The sequence below is a fragment of the Flavobacterium sp. KH_001 genome, assembly GCF_057840745.1.
This window is the reverse complement of the sequence record NZ_CM174520.1, coordinates 4,184,017-4,200,267: the sequence shown is the minus strand read 5'-3', so window position 1 is coordinate 4,200,267 and position 16,251 is coordinate 4,184,017. Positions and strand designations below refer to the sequence as shown.

General features: G+C 37.0%; 10 protein-coding genes. 6 read left to right on the top strand and 4 right to left on the bottom strand.

Going from position 1 to position 16,251, the window contains the following annotated elements; all coding sequences use genetic code 11:
• Positions 1-98 precede the first annotated feature (98 nt).
• Positions 99-881: a non-homologous end joining protein Ku gene (gene ku, locus AC3ITQ_RS18015; RefSeq protein ID WP_489235519.1), complete on the top strand. Its 783-nt coding sequence runs from the start codon at positions 99-101 to the stop codon at positions 879-881.
• Here ku and ligD read toward each other — a convergent pair.
• Positions 878-3,433, bottom strand: coding sequence for a DNA ligase D (ligD, locus tag AC3ITQ_RS18010; protein WP_489235518.1), 2,556 nt, complete (start codon positions 3,431-3,433; stop codon positions 878-880). The genes ku and ligD overlap by 4 nt on opposite strands.
• A 477-nt stretch (positions 3,434-3,910) precedes the next feature.
• On the opposite strand from ligD, the gene AC3ITQ_RS18005 reads away from it, so the two are divergent.
• Positions 3,911-5,143, top strand: coding sequence for a PQQ-dependent sugar dehydrogenase (locus tag AC3ITQ_RS18005; RefSeq protein ID WP_489235517.1), 1,233 nt, complete (start codon positions 3,911-3,913; stop codon positions 5,141-5,143).
• Positions 5,144-5,228: 85 nt separating this feature from the next.
• Here the strand turns inward: AC3ITQ_RS18005 and AC3ITQ_RS18000 are convergent, their stop codons facing one another.
• The 3 genes from AC3ITQ_RS18000 to AC3ITQ_RS17990 all read right to left on the bottom strand — a co-directional run bounded on the left by AC3ITQ_RS18000 (position 5,229) and on the right by AC3ITQ_RS17990 (position 6,898).
• Complete coding sequence (locus AC3ITQ_RS18000) at positions 5,229-5,714, bottom strand: hypothetical protein (protein WP_489235516.1); 486 nt, start codon at positions 5,712-5,714, stop codon at positions 5,229-5,231.
• Between the two features lie 82 nt (positions 5,715-5,796).
• Entirely contained in the window at positions 5,797-6,231 is a 435-nt protein-coding gene (locus tag AC3ITQ_RS17995) for a hypothetical protein (RefSeq protein ID WP_489235514.1), read from the bottom strand.
• Between the two features lie 298 nt (positions 6,232-6,529).
• Positions 6,530-6,898, bottom strand: a complete 369-nt coding sequence (locus AC3ITQ_RS17990; RefSeq protein WP_489235513.1) for a response regulator — start codon at positions 6,896-6,898, stop codon at positions 6,530-6,532.
• Positions 6,899-7,342: 444 nt separating this feature from the next.
• Between AC3ITQ_RS17990 and AC3ITQ_RS17985 the strand changes: the two genes are divergently transcribed.
• The 4 genes from AC3ITQ_RS17985 to AC3ITQ_RS17970 all read left to right on the top strand — a co-directional run bounded on the left by AC3ITQ_RS17985 (position 7,343) and on the right by AC3ITQ_RS17970 (position 16,230).
• Positions 7,343-7,765 carry a response regulator gene (locus tag AC3ITQ_RS17985; RefSeq protein WP_489235512.1) on the top strand — a complete coding sequence of 141 codons (423 nt, stop codon included), beginning with the start codon at positions 7,343-7,345 and terminating at the stop codon, positions 7,763-7,765.
• Between the two features lie 153 nt (positions 7,766-7,918).
• Complete coding sequence (locus AC3ITQ_RS17980) at positions 7,919-9,361, top strand: ATP-binding protein (protein WP_489235511.1); 1,443 nt, start codon at positions 7,919-7,921, stop codon at positions 9,359-9,361.
• Positions 9,362-9,365: 4 nt separating this feature from the next.
• Positions 9,366-9,794 (top strand): response regulator, encoded by a 429-nt coding sequence (locus AC3ITQ_RS17975; RefSeq protein ID WP_489235510.1) that lies wholly within the window; start codon positions 9,366-9,368, stop codon positions 9,792-9,794.
• 76 nt (positions 9,795-9,870) lie between these two features.
• Entirely contained in the window at positions 9,871-16,230 is a 6,360-nt protein-coding gene (locus AC3ITQ_RS17970; RefSeq protein WP_489235509.1) for a hybrid sensor histidine kinase/response regulator, read from the top strand.
• Positions 16,231-16,251 lie beyond the last annotated feature (21 nt).

Genomic DNA, 16,251 nt, shown 5'->3' with positions numbered 1-16,251 from the left:
CCATTTCAACGCATTATTTTATAAAACATTCCCAATATCATATAATAGAAAATCACAACTCTGCCTTAAATTTAGGGTCAATTTAAAACAAAGAAATCATGAGATCAATATGGACAGGTTCAATCAGTTTTGGTTTAATTAATATTCCTATTAAGTTGTTTTCGGCAGTGCAGGAGAGTAGTCTGGATTTGGATATGCTCGATGCAAAAGATCTTTCAAATATTATCTTTAAAAGATTTAATGAAAGTACGGGTAAAGAAGTAGCGTATGGAAATATCATCAAAGGTTATAAAATTGAAGATAAATATGTAATTCTCGATGATGAAGATTTTCAGGCTGCCGATGCGGTAAAAACTAAAACGATAGATATTCAGAGTTTTGTAGCTGAAAAAGAAATTGATAGTATTTATTATGAACAGCCTTATTTCCTGGAGCCAGATAAAGGTGCCATGAAAGCCTATGCCTTGCTTCGTGATGCATTGGCAGCGTCCGGAAAAGTGGGAGTAACGAGTTTTGTACTGCGAAATAAAGAAAGTTTGGCAATTTTAAAGCCCTATAAAAATGTTATTGTTTTAAACCGAATCCGTTTTGAACAGGAAGTTAGGGATCCATCCGAATTAAAACTTCCGCCAGTCGCTAAATCTACAAGTGCAAAAGAAATGGATATGGCTGAAAAATTAATCGATCAGCTTACGGAGAAATTTGATATCAGTAATTTTAAAGATGAGTATACTGCCAAACTTTTGGATATTATTAAAAAGAAAGCCAAAGGAAAAGCGCCTAAAAAACCTGCAGAACTTAAAGTGGTGCACAAACAAACCGACGATCTTATGGAAATGTTGAAAGCGAGTTTAGAAACTAAAAAGAAAAAATCATCTTAACCTCTGTCGCGATCTTCAATTTTTTTGATGATCTTTTTGACGTTGGCTCCTTTTTCTAAAACGGGTTTCCATAAATCGCCTTTTTTCTCAAAACGGCTCAAAACGTTTTTTATAGTAAATTGAGACGGATGCAAATCGTCATTTACTTCGCTCCATTCTAAGGGCGTAGAAACTGTTGCACCAGGTTTAGGACGAACGGAATAAGGTGCTGCCAAAGTCTGACCATGTCTGTTTTGTAAAAAGTCGATATAAATTTTACGGTCTCTTTTTTTGATGCTTCTTTCCAAAGTAGTGGTGTCCAGTAAGCGTGATTGCACTTCTTTGGCAATTAATTCAGCTAATATTTTAGTCGAATCATAGTCATATTGAGCGCCTAACGGAATATATACATGCAATCCTGTAGCACCGGAAGTTTTGCACAAACATTCGGTTTCCAGTTCATCCATGACTTCTTTGACGGTTAAAGCTGTTTTTACCACTTCTGTGAAATCTTGTTGATCAGGATCTATATCAATTACCAGCCAATCCGGATTTTCTATATGCTGAATGGTGGAATTCCACGGATTGATTTCGATACAACCCAAATTCGCCATATAAAGTAAGGTTTCTTTATTGTTGCAAATCAAATAGTTCACATCAGCATCATTCGATTCTGAGAATATTTTTTTTGTTTTCAGCCAGGACGGACTTTTTTCGACATCTACTTCTTTTTGGTAAAAACTGGTGCCGGCGATTCCATTTGGAAAACGGTTCATCGATTGCGGACGATTTTTTAAGTAGGGAAGGATAAGATCAGCTACTTCATTATAATACTGAACGATTTCTCCTTTGGTAATTTTGTCATCCGGAAAATAGATTTTATTCTGATTAGTCAAATGAAGAACCGTTTTTCCCACTTTCAAATCATAATCATTTTCCGTTTTGTTTTTTTGAGTAGTGTCATCCATTTTTTCTTCTTTTTTTTCTTCTTTTTTTAATTCCGTTGTATTTTTAGTATCCGATGGTAGAAAAACTTCAGTAGGTTTTTTGTCTATTCTCAAACCAAGATAAACCGGATGTCTAAGACGTTTATCAGCAGTCCATTCAGAGAATTTGATCTGGCAGACCAATTTTGGTTTTACCCACTGAATGGTATCCCGAAGACCGGTTTTTTCATTTAAAGGAGAATCAGCAATAAAATAAGGCTGTAATTTAGTGTACAATTCTTCTAGTATTTGTTCTGTGAAACCGGTACCGCATTTTCCAATGTACTGAAGCCTTTTTCCATAATACTGTGCCATTATAATAGCGCCAAAATGCTTTCTTGAATTCTTAGGTTCAGTAATTCCAATGATAATTACTTCTTCCTGATTGGCGGTTTTAATTTTTAGCCAGTCATGAGAGCGTTTGTCTGATAAATAAACACTGTCAGCTTTTTTGGCCACAATCCCTTCTTCTTTGTTTTTGGTAGCAAGTTCAAACTGTTTTATGCCGTCTCCAACAGAATGATCGGCATAGAAAATATTACTGAATTTGTATTTATTGAATAAAATTTTCAGAAGTTCTTTTCGATCGAGAGTGGATAGTTTAGTAACCAGATTTCCGTCTAAATTTAATAAATCGAAGACATAATACTTTAAATTTCCGAAACCTGTTTTAAGGTAATTCTGAAGCAATTGAAAACTGGCTTTGCCTTGTTCATCTTCCACTACAACCTCACCATCTAAAACAACTGCATGATCAATTTTTTTTAATTCTTCGGCAATAGGTTTAAAATTGGTATTGAAAGAAATTTCGTTTCTGCTGTATAATTCAACATCTTCATTTGGGTTAATGACCGCGATAGTTCTGTAACCGTCGTATTTGTTTTCGAAGATCCATTCTTCATCATCAAATGCTTTGTCCGTGATTGTGGCCAACATCGGTTTAATGAATTCGGCAGGTTTGTCCGTCTTTTTAATTGTTTGTTGGGTTTGATTTTCTTTTTCTGAATCTGCTTCCTTTGCTTTTTCACCCAAATCAGCTAAAGTCCTTCTCGAAATAACCGATTTATCTTTTTCTAATATGTCTGTATCATTAACATATTTGTCATTTTTTTTGATCAGTAACCATGCATTTTCCTGTTTCCCATTTAATTTGACTAAAGAAAATTCACCTTTGAGTTTTTTGCCATTTAAAACAAAACTCAGACGCCCTTTTTTTAAATTCGCCACCAAGGTTCGTTCGGGTGATGCTGTTTTCTCTGAGGGAGTATAGGTTCCGTTATCCCAAACAATAACATTTCCAGCACCATAATTTCCAGGCGGAATAGTTCCTTCAAAATCTTTATAACTGTACGGATGATCTTCAACCATCATGGCAAGTCGCTTTACATCAGGATCCATTGAAGGCCCTTTTGGAACCGCCCAACTTTTAAGAACACCATCCATTTCCAGTCTAAAATCATAATGCAAATGTGATGCGGCATGTTTTTGCACAACAAAAATCAATTTATTGGAAGATTTTTCAACTTTACCTTTGGGTTCCTGTGTTTGCTTAAAATCTCTTTTTTTATTGTATTTGGAAAGTGACATAAGTTAGAATTGATGCGTTAGAAAATAGGTGAATACTCCAAACTATATAGATATACAGCTTAAAATAATTTACGGAATTGTGATACTGGCTAATACAACAAATATAAAATTGAAATGGAGGAAATTTTTTATAACATTCTGTCTGACGATTTCATAATTATCAGATTTTATTGCGTTTTGCGCCTAATTTTTGAAACGATGTGTTTACGGTGCGTCTTCCAAATTTGAAACCTCGGGCTATTTTAGAATTAAAACTAAAAGTTAAGATTATTATTAAAATGGTTTGTTATCTAATTAACAAGTTTTCAAAAAAAAACAGAAAAACTTCACGGCCGAAAATATATTTTCATCTGATTTGCAATAAATTGTATAAAATTTACGATTAATTATATAAAGTTATTCGTTTCAGATTTTGGAAATTTGATGCAAATAACTAGTATTCAATTAATTGATTGTTAATCCTTAACCTACATATCTATGCTACACCGTAACTATATTACTATTTTGTCGAGTGCCTTGCTTATTGCTTGTGGCTGCTCAAATGATAAAGATCCTGTTGTAAATCCAGATCCCGGAACACCAACGAACCCGGTAGAAAATAACCCTGCTAACACCACTTATAGTCCGGCCTTTGCAGGGCAAACGCGAATTGGTGGTTTACAAACGAATACTGGTTACGAAGGAAAAGTCATAACTTCGTCCTTGACTAGCCCGTGGGGAGTAAAAAGTCTTCCTGATGGAAGATTATTGGTTACTCAAAAAGCGGGAACAATGCGCATTGTTACTGTTGCAGGAGAGGTAAGCAGTCCGATAACGGGAATTCCAACGGTGAATCCTGACGGTCAGGGTGGATTGTTAGGATTGTGTCTTGATCCTGAATTTTCCTCTAATAGAATGATTTATTGGGTTTTTTCAGAAGCATCATCAGGCGGAAATCAGACTTCGGTAGCTAAAGGAAAATTATCGGCAGATGAAAAAACGATAGAAGGCGCGGTCGTAATTTATCGTGCTAATCCCGCAAATCCTAGTAATCTGCATTATGGTGGACGTATCCTTTTTGATCAAACCGGAAATTTGGTTGTTAGCACAGGAGAACGTTCTGTATTACAAACAAGACCATTAGCTCAATCTGTTACGGCAGCCTTAGGAAAAGTAGTCAGAATAACAAAAAACGGACAGGCTGCCTCAGGTAATCCAACCTTTACAGGAGCCGGTGCTTTGCCTGAATTGTATTCGATTGGGCACCGAAACCCACAAGGACTGGCACTTAATCCGGTTACCAACGAAATCTGGCTGGCTGAACATGGACCGAGAGGAGGTGACGAAATTAATCGCATTAAAGCAGGAGCAAATTATGGATGGCCTGTTATTACATACGGAATTGAATATGACGGACCAGCAATAGGAGCAGGGATTCAGAAACAAGACGGTATGGAGCAACCGGTTTATTATTGGGACCCGGTGGTATCACCAAGTGGAATGACTTTCTACACAGGTAATCGTGTGCCGGAATGGCAAAACAACCTTTTCATTGGAGCTTTAAGCGGTATGCATATTGTTCGTCTTGCCATTGAAAACAATAAAGTGATTGGCGAAGAAAGACTGTTAGCAGGAGAAGGCCAACGTTTTAGAGATATTACACAAGGTAATGACGGAGCCTTATACGCAATCACAGATCAGGGTCGACTTTATAAAATTGACAAGAAATAAAATAAAATAGAATTTAAAATGGCGCTACATAGGCGCCATTTTTTGTTTCTTGAAAGTGTATAAGATTTTTCTGTTTTGAATTTGTTTACTTTGGTGTAAAATAAGTATCGGTTAGCAAAATAACGGTTAAGGAAATGGCGTAAACTGCAGTTGCAATAAGGGCAAAAATAATGTGGGCGATAAACAATTGTATGTAGTAACCTTTATAATCAATTTTAGGCTGATAATGCGAAATTTTAAAAAGTATCATCCAGCTGACGATACCTGTAATTCCACTGGCAACCCCTAACAAAAGCGCATGTAGAAAAGTTAATTGTATAATATTGTGTGCCCAAAAATAATGATATATAGTTACAAAGACGACCCCAATACCATAATGAATCAGCCAGCTCAATGTGTTTTTGGAGGCCATAGAGAGGTTGATTTTTAAGTTACGCATCAGATAAGTCAGCAATAAAGGTTCTTTGTATAATTCTCTGTATTGAGCTGATACTGCATAACTAAATAAGGTCATACTTGATGTCGCGGCAATTGATACTATTATGATTTGAATAATTAGGTAAAAATCCATAATTGATATTTTTGGAGTATAAAAAGCAATGTATTTCATCTATTGTTCTTTATTTCTGAAAATAGATGAAACACATCAATTGCTATTCTCGATTTCGAATATTTTGCTCTTCTCTATCAAGATCAGGATTGTTGAGATGAGCGCCTTCAAAATCATTAAGATCATTGTCTGCTATATCATCGTTGTCTGAGACATTGTTTTTGTAGAGATCATCTACGCTAAGATTTCTATCATCATCATTATCAGGATCGCCTTTATCCAGGTTATTTTGATTTTTATCCAGATTATTTTGATCATCGTAGATTTCTTCTTCCTCCTCATCTTGTTGTAGGGCATCTAAGAATTCCTGATCCAAATCCTCCTCATCATTTGTAATAGCATCATCTTCGTTTACTATAGTTTCTTCCTCCGGATTGTCATCGTCTAGCGGAATGTTTTCGTACTGATCAACATAACTTGTGCTTTCATCCAGTGGTTCTTTGACTTGCGATTCGGTAGTTTGATTTAAAGTGCTCATCTCTATTGGTTTTAATTAATACTAGTTCGAATTATAACCAAATTTAGAGTTGAAAAACGACTTTTATTTACAAGATTCTAATTTGTAATTGTATAATTATCAGTGTTTTGATTTAAATAGATGCGATGAGACACAACATATCGTACAAAGAAAATAAGGAAGGAGTCTCAAGTTGAGATTGTGGTAAGTAACTTAGTAAATAGATAGGAAGTCAATTAAAAGTAAAAAGTCGGTGAAGTATGGCTTTTAAAAAATCTTTTTGTCGTAATCAACAGGAAATTTTTTCTTCAAAAAAACATTATAAAATGTCTTTTAAAATATTTTTAAGTTCATTAAAATTACTTGGTTTTGTAATATAATCTTTAGCATCCAGTAATTTTGCAAGACTCCCTGATACCGGGGCCGTAGAAAATATAATAACAGGAATATTTTTGATCGTCTCTCTCTTTTTTATTTCTGCCAAAAGCTCGATCCCGCTCATCAAAGGCATATTAATATCAAGGAATATCAAATCAGGATTAATTTCTTTATCTGCCAATTTTTGAAGCGCTTCAATAGGATTATGAAGTGCCATATATGCTGCTGTTGAGACCGCTTCCAGCGCCTGCTGAAAGAATTCACAATCATCTGAATCGTCATCAATTTGCAAAATATTTTTATACTTCATAGGTGGACTATTTGTTTTGGATTTTTTTTCAGATATGTATCCTAGTAAATTTAAATCTTTTTACGGATAATAAAGTAATTTTTGGACTATTTTTTTATTGAATCATAAGATTATGATTACTTTTTTAAATTGGAGAGATCAAAAAAACTTGCTGTAAAAGCAAGGCCTTTACTTTAGTCTTACGTTTCAGTATAATGTTGAGATTAAACTTTTAGAGAATGGGGAGTAATAATTATTTAATTTTTTATGTATAATTCCAATTTGTTTAAGAAAAAGCAAAAGCGCTTTCGTCTCGTACAAAATCTAATTTAAGATTGAAACCATATAACATTAATCTGAAATTATGTAAAACCATAAAAATTAATACTTCCATATTTGTAGGTCATATTGAATAGAATTTAAAGCTAAACATTGAGTCTGTTTTTAATTTAAAAAAAAGAATTATTGAAAGAACTTTACACACCAGAAGTGCCTAATAAGCGTATGGCTTATAGCAATATACTACAAATTGATGATGATTCAGATGATTGTGAGTTATTCATGGAAGCGCTGGAATCAGTCTCTATGGCTACCTATACCGCAATTCATGATCCGGTAGAAGCATTGCAAAAATTGTTGCAAGAGGAAATTTCTCCCGATGTTATTTTTCTGGATTTAAACATGCCCCTTATGTCCGGTCTTGAATTCTTAACTGAAATAAAAAAGGAAGAAGGATTAAAAGAAATTCCGATTATTATCTTTTCGACCTCGCAACTGGATGATATCATTCGTGAAGCCATAGCGCATGGCGCCGATGATTTTATATCCAAACCAAACAATTTTAACGACTTAAAAAAGATTTTAAGTCAATATACATTTTCAGTATAAGTGTTGGCAGCTTTATCATTGATTGTAGCCGTGGAAGGTTCATCAATACCAAAGGCACTTAAAAATAATTTAGAAAAGATTTTATTATTTTTCTTAATTTTATTGAGTAAACAATTGTTACATAGTGTGATATGGCCTTTTAATTGTAATTAAATGAAATTATCTACTCAAATTTTTGTGGCTTTTACTTTGGTGATTTTGTTGTCCGTTGCGGACTCTTATACCAATTATTTGCTGTCGAAAAAAGTGCAATTGAACTCACAGTTTCTGGCCAGATCTGAGGAGATTATTCGGAATTCTAATAAAACACACAAATCGATTATCGAAATGCAGAGTGCTTTTCGCGGTTTTCTGCTGACAGAAGATTATACCTTTCTGGATTCTTATTTTATCGGACTAAAAAGAGTGCCTTTATTAATAAAAGAACAGGAAATTCGTATTGGGAGCAAGAATGAACAACGTACTATACTAGATTCTATCAGCACGCTTCATAGTGATTGGGTTCGATATTCGAAAGAATTGATAAAGAGTAGACGAGAATATCCGTACTCTTATAAAAATCTTTTTAATACTACTCTAAAAAGACATGTCGGTAAAAATATAAATGACGCTATTTCTGAGAAATTCACGCGATTTGATAAAATCGAATATAAAAGAAGAAAACACCATACAGAGATGCTTTTAACTTCATTAAAATATGCGCATACTTTTTCTTTTATATTTCTTACGCTTACTGTTATAGTAGGTTTATTAAGTACAGTGTTTATAATGTATATCACCAATAAGAGGATTACGGCAATGGTTCGTCTTGCTGAAAATATTTCTAAAGGGAATTTTACAATGGTAAAAGATACCAGAAACGATGAGCTGACTGCTTTGTCAAAATCGCTCAACAGAATGTCTGGTAAGCTGGATAAAAATATTCATGAACTTAAAAACAGAAATGCTGAGCTGAATAAATTCGCTTATGTGGTTTCGCACGACCTAAAAGCACCAATTCGCGGTATTCATAACGTTGTGAGCTGGATTGAAGAGGATCATGAAAAGGAACTATCGCCAGAGATTAAAAGATATCTCAGCATTATTCCGCAAAAAACAAGACGGATGGAAGCACTTATTAATGGTTTACTGGATTATGCCCGTCTGAACCTAAAAGCGCCTTCAGAAAATATAGATACAAATGCTTTGGTACGTGAAATTGCAGCTTCTATTGTTCCGAGAAATTTTAAACTTGAAATAGGGAATCTTCCGGATTTATTTACCGAAAGAATTAAACTCGAACAGGTATTTGCCAATTTGATTAGTAATGCCGTAAAATATACACCACAAGAAGACGGAGTGATTCAGATAAGCTGCGAAACATTTGGGGGTGTTCATGAATTTTCTGTTAAAGACAACGGAATTGGAATTGCAGTAGAATATCACGAAAAAATATTCGAAATCTTTCAGACATTACGCGAACAAAATGAACAGGAAAGTACCGGAGTTGGGCTGGCAATAGTCAAAAAAATAATTGATGATCAGCAGGAAAGTATAATAGTTAAATCAAAATTGGGCGAAGGTGCCGAATTTATTTTTACATGGAGAAATAATTAAGGATATGAAAAAGCCAACGATTTTATTAATTGAAGATGATGAACTGGATGTGATTAGTGTAGAACGGTCTTTAAAGAAATTAGAAAGTGAATATGTACTTCACACGGCTTATAACGGAATTGAAGCCTTAAAAATCCTGAGAGACCCGGAATTAGCATTAATTCCCGATGTGATTTTACTGGATATTAACATGCCAAGGATGAATGGAATAGAATTTCTTAAAGTATTGCGGGAAGATAAAAACCTAAAAGATTTAAAAGTGTTTATCATGACAACCTCTTCGGAGGAAATGGATCGTTCAGAAGCAGAAAAATTAGGAATAGCAGGTTATATTATCAAACCGCTTAATTATAATGATAACACAAAACGATCAGATTCTATGGACGCGTTTGTGCAGTTTCATTTAAGGAAAATATTGTTTGACGAAATTTAAAACCTGACAGTATCATCAGGTGAGCTAAAATATAAAGTATCAGATTTTTTTAATCATTCGATAAAGAATTGGGAATATGAAAAAAACAAACGAAATTAATATTGAAGAAGTTCACGACATCCTTGAGTTCCCGATTATTTCAGGAGATAAACCTTCGCAGCCGAAAGGGAAAAAGGAAGATTCAGAAGAATCTATTTTGACTGATGCAGAGTTTTTAAAGATTTTGCTGAAAGTCAAAAATGGTAATTTCACGCAACGTTTCCCAACGGATCAGAATGGGATAAAAAGATCAATCTGCGATACTTTGAATGAAATCATTGACCTGAATGAACGTATGGTTTTTGAGTTTCAAAAGGTTGGAAAAAGCATTGGTAAACAAGGAAAACTTACTAATCGCGTTGCACTTGACGGCGCGAGAGGTTCGTGGAGTTCCTGCGTTGATTCGGTAAATACGCTGATTTCAGATCTGGTGCATCCAACGATCGAAATTGCTCACGTAATCACATCTGTGGCAAAAGGAAATTTATCTCAGGAAATGCCGCTTTCTATTGAAGGAAATCCATTGCAGGGAGAATTCCTCAGAATTGCAAAAGAGGTAAACGGAATGGTAAAACAGTTGAATCTGTTTTCGATGGAGGTTACGCGCGTGGCACGTGAGGTAGGTACAGAAGGTAAACTGGGAGGTCAGGCAAAAGTGAGAGGTGTTGGTGGTGTTTGGAAAGATTTGACCGACTCGGTAAATAAAATGGCAAGTAACTTAACGGGTCAGGTACGTAATATTGCCGATGTAACCACAGCGGTAGCAAAAGGAGATTTGTCTAAAAAGATTACCGTTGACGTAAAAGGAGAAATTTTGGAGTTGAAGAACACTATTAATACGATGGTGGATCAGCTGAACTCGTTTTCATCTGAGGTAACCCGTGTGGCGAGAGAGGTAGGAACCGAAGGAAAACTGGGTGGCCAGGCACAGGTAAAAGGAGTTGGAGGAACCTGGAAAGATTTGACGGATTCCGTTAATCAAATGGCTTCTAACTTAACCGGTCAGGTGCGTAATATTGCTGATGTAACAACAGCGGTAGCAAAAGGAGATCTTTCGAAAAAAATTACGGTTGACGTAAAAGGAGAAATTTTGGAACTTAAAAACACCATTAATACGATGGTGGATCAGCTGAATTCGTTTTCTTCAGAGGTTACGCGTGTGGCGGTAGAGGTTGGTTCTGAAGGAAAACTGGGAGGTCAGGCAAAAGTAAGAGGAGTTGGTGGTGTTTGGAAAGATTTGACCGATTCGGTAAATCAGATGGCATCCAACTTGACCGGTCAGGTAAGAAACATTGCCGAGGTAACAACAGCGGTGGCAAAAGGAGATTTGTCCAAAAAAATTACAGTAAACGTTGCGGGAGAAATCCTCGAACTTAAAAATACAATTAATACCATGGTGGATCAGCTGAACTCCTTTGGTGCCGAGGTAACTCGTGTGGCACGTGAGGTAGGTTCAGAAGGAAAACTGGGAGGTCAGGCGAAAGTAAAAGGGGTTGGTGGAACCTGGAAAGATTTAACCGATTCGGTGAATCAGATGGCCTCGAATTTAACGGGTCAGGTGCGTAATATTGCTGAGGTAACAACGGCAGTAGCCAATGGAGATTTATCCAAAAAGATTACGGCTGTAGCCGAAGGAGAAATTTTGGAGTTGAAAAAAACTATTAATACGATGGTGGATCAGCTAAACTCTTTCTCTTCCGAGGTAACCCGTGTGGCACTTGAGGTGGGGACAGAAGGAAAACTGGGAGGTCAGGCAAAAGTAAAAGGAGTTGGAGGAACCTGGAAAGATTTAACAGACTCCGTAAATCAGATGGCGTCAAACTTGACGGGTCAGGTGCGTAACATTGCGGAGGTAACCACAGCGGTAGCAAAAGGAGATTTGTCACGCCAGATTACGGTAGATACAAAAGGAGAGATCCTGGAGCTTAAGAACACTATTAATACGATGGTGGGCCAGCTGAACTCGTTCGCCTCTGAGGTAACTCGTGTGGCGCGTGAGGTAGGTACGGAAGGAAAACTGGGAGGTCAGGCGCAGGTGGAAGGTGTTGGTGGAACCTGGAAAGATTTAACGGATTCGGTGAACCAGATGGCATCGAATTTAACTGGTCAGGTGCGTAATATTGCCGAGGTAACTACAGCGGTAGCAAAAGGCGATTTATCACTCCAAATTACCGTTGACGTAAAAGGAGAAATCTTAGAGCTTAAAAATACAATTAATACCATGGTGGATCAGCTTCGAGGCTTTGCTTCGGAGGTAACACGTGTATCGAGAGAGGTAGGAACAGAAGGAAAACTGGGAGGGCAGGCGAATGTACCGGGAGTTGCCGGAACCTGGAAAGATTTAACGGATTCGGTGAATCAGATGGCAGGAAACCTTACCGCTCAGGTACGTAATATTGCCGATGTGGCGATTGCCGTAGCCAACGGGGATATGTCCCGAAAAATTACCGTTGACGTTCGTGGAGAGATTCTTCAATTAAAGGAAACTTTAAATACGATGGTGGATCAACTTCGTGAATTTGCATCCGAGGTAACTCGTGTGGCGCGTGAGGTGGGTACCGAAGGAAAACTGGGAGGTCAGGCGAATGTACCGGGTGTTGCCGGAACGTGGAAGGATTTGACCGATTCGGTGAACCAGATGGCTGGTAACTTAACGACTCAGGTACGTAATATTGCCGAGGTAACAATTGCGGTGGCCAACGGAGATATGTCGAAAAAGATTACCGCTGACGTTCGTGGAGAGATTCTTCAATTGAAAGAAACTGTAAATACGATGGTGGATCAGCTTCGAAGTTTTGCTTCGGAGGTAACCCGTGTATCCAGAGAGGTAGGAACAGAAGGTAAACTGGGAGGACAAGCGTTCGTACCGGGAGTTGCGGGAACCTGGAAAGATTTAACGGATTCGGTAAATCAGATGGCGTCTAACTTAACAGGTCAGGTGCGTAATATTGCCGATGTAACCAAAGCCGTAGCCAATGGTGACCTTTCTAAACAAATTACCGTTGACGTAAAAGGGGAGATTCTGGATTTGAAAAATACCTTCAACACGATGGTAGAACAGCTGAATTCATTTTCATCTGAGGTAACCCGTGTGGCGCGTGAAGTGGGTACCGAAGGAAAATTAGGAGGACAATCGGAAGTAAAAGGGGTTGCAGGAACATGGAAAGATTTAACAGATTCGGTTAACCTGATGGCCTCTAACTTAACGTCTCAGGTACGTGGAATTGCGAAAGTAGTAACCTCAGTAGCAAAAGGAAACCTAAAGCAAAAATTATCCATTGATGCCAAAGGTGAGGTTGCTCAATTAACGGACACAATCAACGAAATGATTGATACGCTGGCTACTTTCTCTGATCAGGTAACAACCGTGGCACGTGAGGTAGGAGCAGAAGGAAAACTGGGAGGTCAGGCCAATGTACCGGGAGCTTCCGGAACCTGGAAAAACTTAACAGAAAACGTAAATCAGCTGGCAGCGAACTTAACCACTCAGGTACGTGCGATTTCTGAGGTGGCTTCTGCGGTAACACAAGGAGATTTAACGCGAACGATTGGTGTTGAAGCAAAAGGTGAAGTAGAGGCTCTTAAGGATACTATCAACCAAATGATTTCGAATCTGAAAGCAACAACTTTACGAAATCAGGAACAAGATTGGTTAAAATCGAATTTGGCCAAATTTACGCAAATGCTTCAGGGGCAAAAAGAACTGAATTCGGTTACCAAAAAAATCCTTTCTGAGTTGGCAACGGTGGTAACCGCACAACACGGACTCTTCTATATTTTGCAGGAAGATGAGAATTTTGAGGATTCAAAACTGAATCTGATTGCGTCTTACGCTTATATCAAAAGAAAAAATTCTCCAACGCAATACGCTATGGGAGAAGGTCTTATTGGTCAGGTGGCGATTGAGAAGGAAAGAATTATTCTGAGTAATGTTCCAAAAGATTATATCAGAATCAATTCGGGTCTGGGTTCTGCAAAACCTCAGGATGTTATTATTTTGCCGGTTTTATTTGAGGGACAACTTAAAGCTGTTATTGAATTGGCTTCACTTGATACTTTCAGCCAGACGCATTTAGATTTCTTGGAAGGATTGACAGAAAGTATCGGAATTGTATTGAATACGATCGAATCAAATTCAAGAACAGAAGAACTTTTGGTACAATCTCAATCGTTGGCAAGCGAGCTAAAAAGTCAGCAGGAAGTTTTGAAAAATACCAACGAAGAGCTGGAAGAAAAAGCCTTCTTGTTAGCGAATCAAAAAGAAGAAGTAGAGCTCAAAAATCAAGAAGTTGAGGTGGCGAGAAAAGCTTTGGAAGAAAAAGCAGATCAGCTAACTTTAACTTCAAAATACAAATCAGAGTTTCTGGCCAATATGTCTCATGAGTTGAGAACACCATTAAACAGTTTGCAAATTCTTGCCAACGAATTAATCGCCAATAGAGACGGAAATCTTTCAGAAAAACAAATTCAGTTTGCCAAAACGATCAATTCTTGTGGAGACGATTTAATTCAGTTAATTAATGACATTCTGGATCTTTCGAAAATCGAATCCGGTTATATTTCTGTGGATTACAATCCGATTAGTTTTGACGAAATCAGCCGATTTGTGGAATCTACTTTTAATCCGATTGCAGCGGCGAAACATCTTCGTTTTAAAATCAGTATGGATGACGAACTTCCTGAATTGATCGAAACCGATTCACAGCGATTAAATCAGATTTTGAAAAATCTGCTATCGAATTCGTTTAAGTTTACTGAAAAAGGAGAAGTACAATTAAAAATATACAAAGCCAATAACAATTGGAAAATGGCAAATCTTAGTCTCGATAAAGCAGATGCTGTTGTGGCTTTCGAAATTTCGGATACCGGAATTGGAATCTCCAAAGAAAAACAAAATATCATATTCGAAGCTTTCCAACAGGCAGAAGGTTCAACGAGCCGTAAATATGGCGGAACTGGTTTGGGATTATCCATCAGCCGCGGACTTTCTGATTTATTAGGGGGAAGTATTGAGCTGGAAAGCGAAATGAATGTCGGTAGTAAATTTACGCTGTTCCTGCCTTTGCAATACGTTGATATTTCTGAAATTATAGATATTGATGTAGAAGAAGAAACAGATGTAAAAGGCCGTATCAAATCATTGCCTTCAGAAAAATTCAATCGTTCTGATATTGATTTGTTCTTTGTAGATGAAATAGGGGATGACAGAACCGATATTAAGCCGGGTGATAAAATCTTATTGATTGCGGAAGATAATCTGACATTCGCTAAGATTATGCTCGAGCAAGCGCATATCAACGGAATTAAGGCGATTGTAACTACAAAAGGAAATGACGTGGTTGATTTTATAAATCAGTTTCATCCGCATGCGATTACAATGGATTTAAACATGCCGGATACCAGTGGCTGGAAAATTCTCGATAGATTGAAAACCGATTTCAATTTGCGACACATTCCGGTTTATATTATTTCGGGTGAAGATGAGCGAAACAAAGGATTGAAACGTGGTGCAAGGAACTTTTTCTTAAAACCGGTTAAGAATGATTCGCTGTCGTATCTTTTTAATGATATTCACGATTTCAAAAATAAGAAAATAAAAAATCTGTTAGTTGTAGATGACAATGAACAGGAACTGAGCAGGATTGTAAATGCAGTTGATGGTGATGATATTAGAATTTCGAGTGCAACAACAGCAGCTGAAGCTGTTAGACTGATTCAGGAAAAATCATTTGATTGTATTATCTTAGATTTGGTTTTACCAGATGCTGACGGACTCGATATTATTACCGATCTGGAGAATAATATTGCGGGACAGGAAACCGCCATTATTATACATTCGGCGGGAGATGTCAATAAAAAACAACGCTCAAGACTGAATCGATTTGCGCACAGTATTATTACGAAAAGTGCGGGTTCGATGGAAGAATTGATCGATCAGACAGCTTTGTTTATGCATCGTGTTCATAAAGAACTACCGGATGAAATGAAAGAAATCATCGAATCTTTTTACTTAAGAGAAGATGTGTTGCCGGGCAAAAAAGTGTTATTGGTTGATGATGATGTTCGTAATCTTTTTGCCTTGACTACCGCTTTAGAACGATACGGATTGGATGTAATCAGCGCCGAAAGCGGTCAGGAAGCAATTGATATTCTGAATGAGAGTAAAGATATAGATATTGTTTTAATGGATATTATGATGCCGGAAATGGACGGTTATGAAACCATGAAACGCATTCGTAAAGATGCCAGACATAAAGATCTTACCATTATTGCCGTAACCGCAAAAGCAATGAAAGGCGACAGACAGCGTTGTATAGAATCAGGGGCTTCAGATTATATGACAAAACCTGTAAATGTGGAACAATTGTCTTCACTAATGCGTGTGTGGCTTAAATAATAATTTCATATTCAATGTAAA

Bases quoted from the DNA above. Each gene is read 5' to 3' on its own strand.
- ku (WP_489235519.1), top strand. From the start codon at position 99: ATGAGATCAATATGGACAGGTTCAATCAGTTTTGGTTTAATTAATATT.
- ligD (WP_489235518.1), bottom strand. From the start codon at position 3,433: ATGTCACTTTCCAAATACAATAAAAAAAGAGATTTTAAGCAAACACAG.
- AC3ITQ_RS18005 (WP_489235517.1), top strand. From the start codon at position 3,911: ATGCTACACCGTAACTATATTACTATTTTGTCGAGTGCCTTGCTTATT.
- AC3ITQ_RS18000 (WP_489235516.1), bottom strand. From the start codon at position 5,714: ATGGATTTTTACCTAATTATTCAAATCATAATAGTATCAATTGCCGCG.
- AC3ITQ_RS17995 (WP_489235514.1), bottom strand. From the start codon at position 6,231: ATGAGCACTTTAAATCAAACTACCGAATCGCAAGTCAAAGAACCACTG.
- AC3ITQ_RS17990 (WP_489235513.1), bottom strand. From the start codon at position 6,898: ATGAAGTATAAAAATATTTTGCAAATTGATGACGATTCAGATGATTGT.
- AC3ITQ_RS17980 (WP_489235511.1), top strand. From the start codon at position 7,919: ATGAAATTATCTACTCAAATTTTTGTGGCTTTTACTTTGGTGATTTTG.
- AC3ITQ_RS17975 (WP_489235510.1), top strand. From the start codon at position 9,366: ATGAAAAAGCCAACGATTTTATTAATTGAAGATGATGAACTGGATGTG.
- AC3ITQ_RS17970 (WP_489235509.1), top strand. From the start codon at position 9,871: ATGAAAAAAACAAACGAAATTAATATTGAAGAAGTTCACGACATCCTT.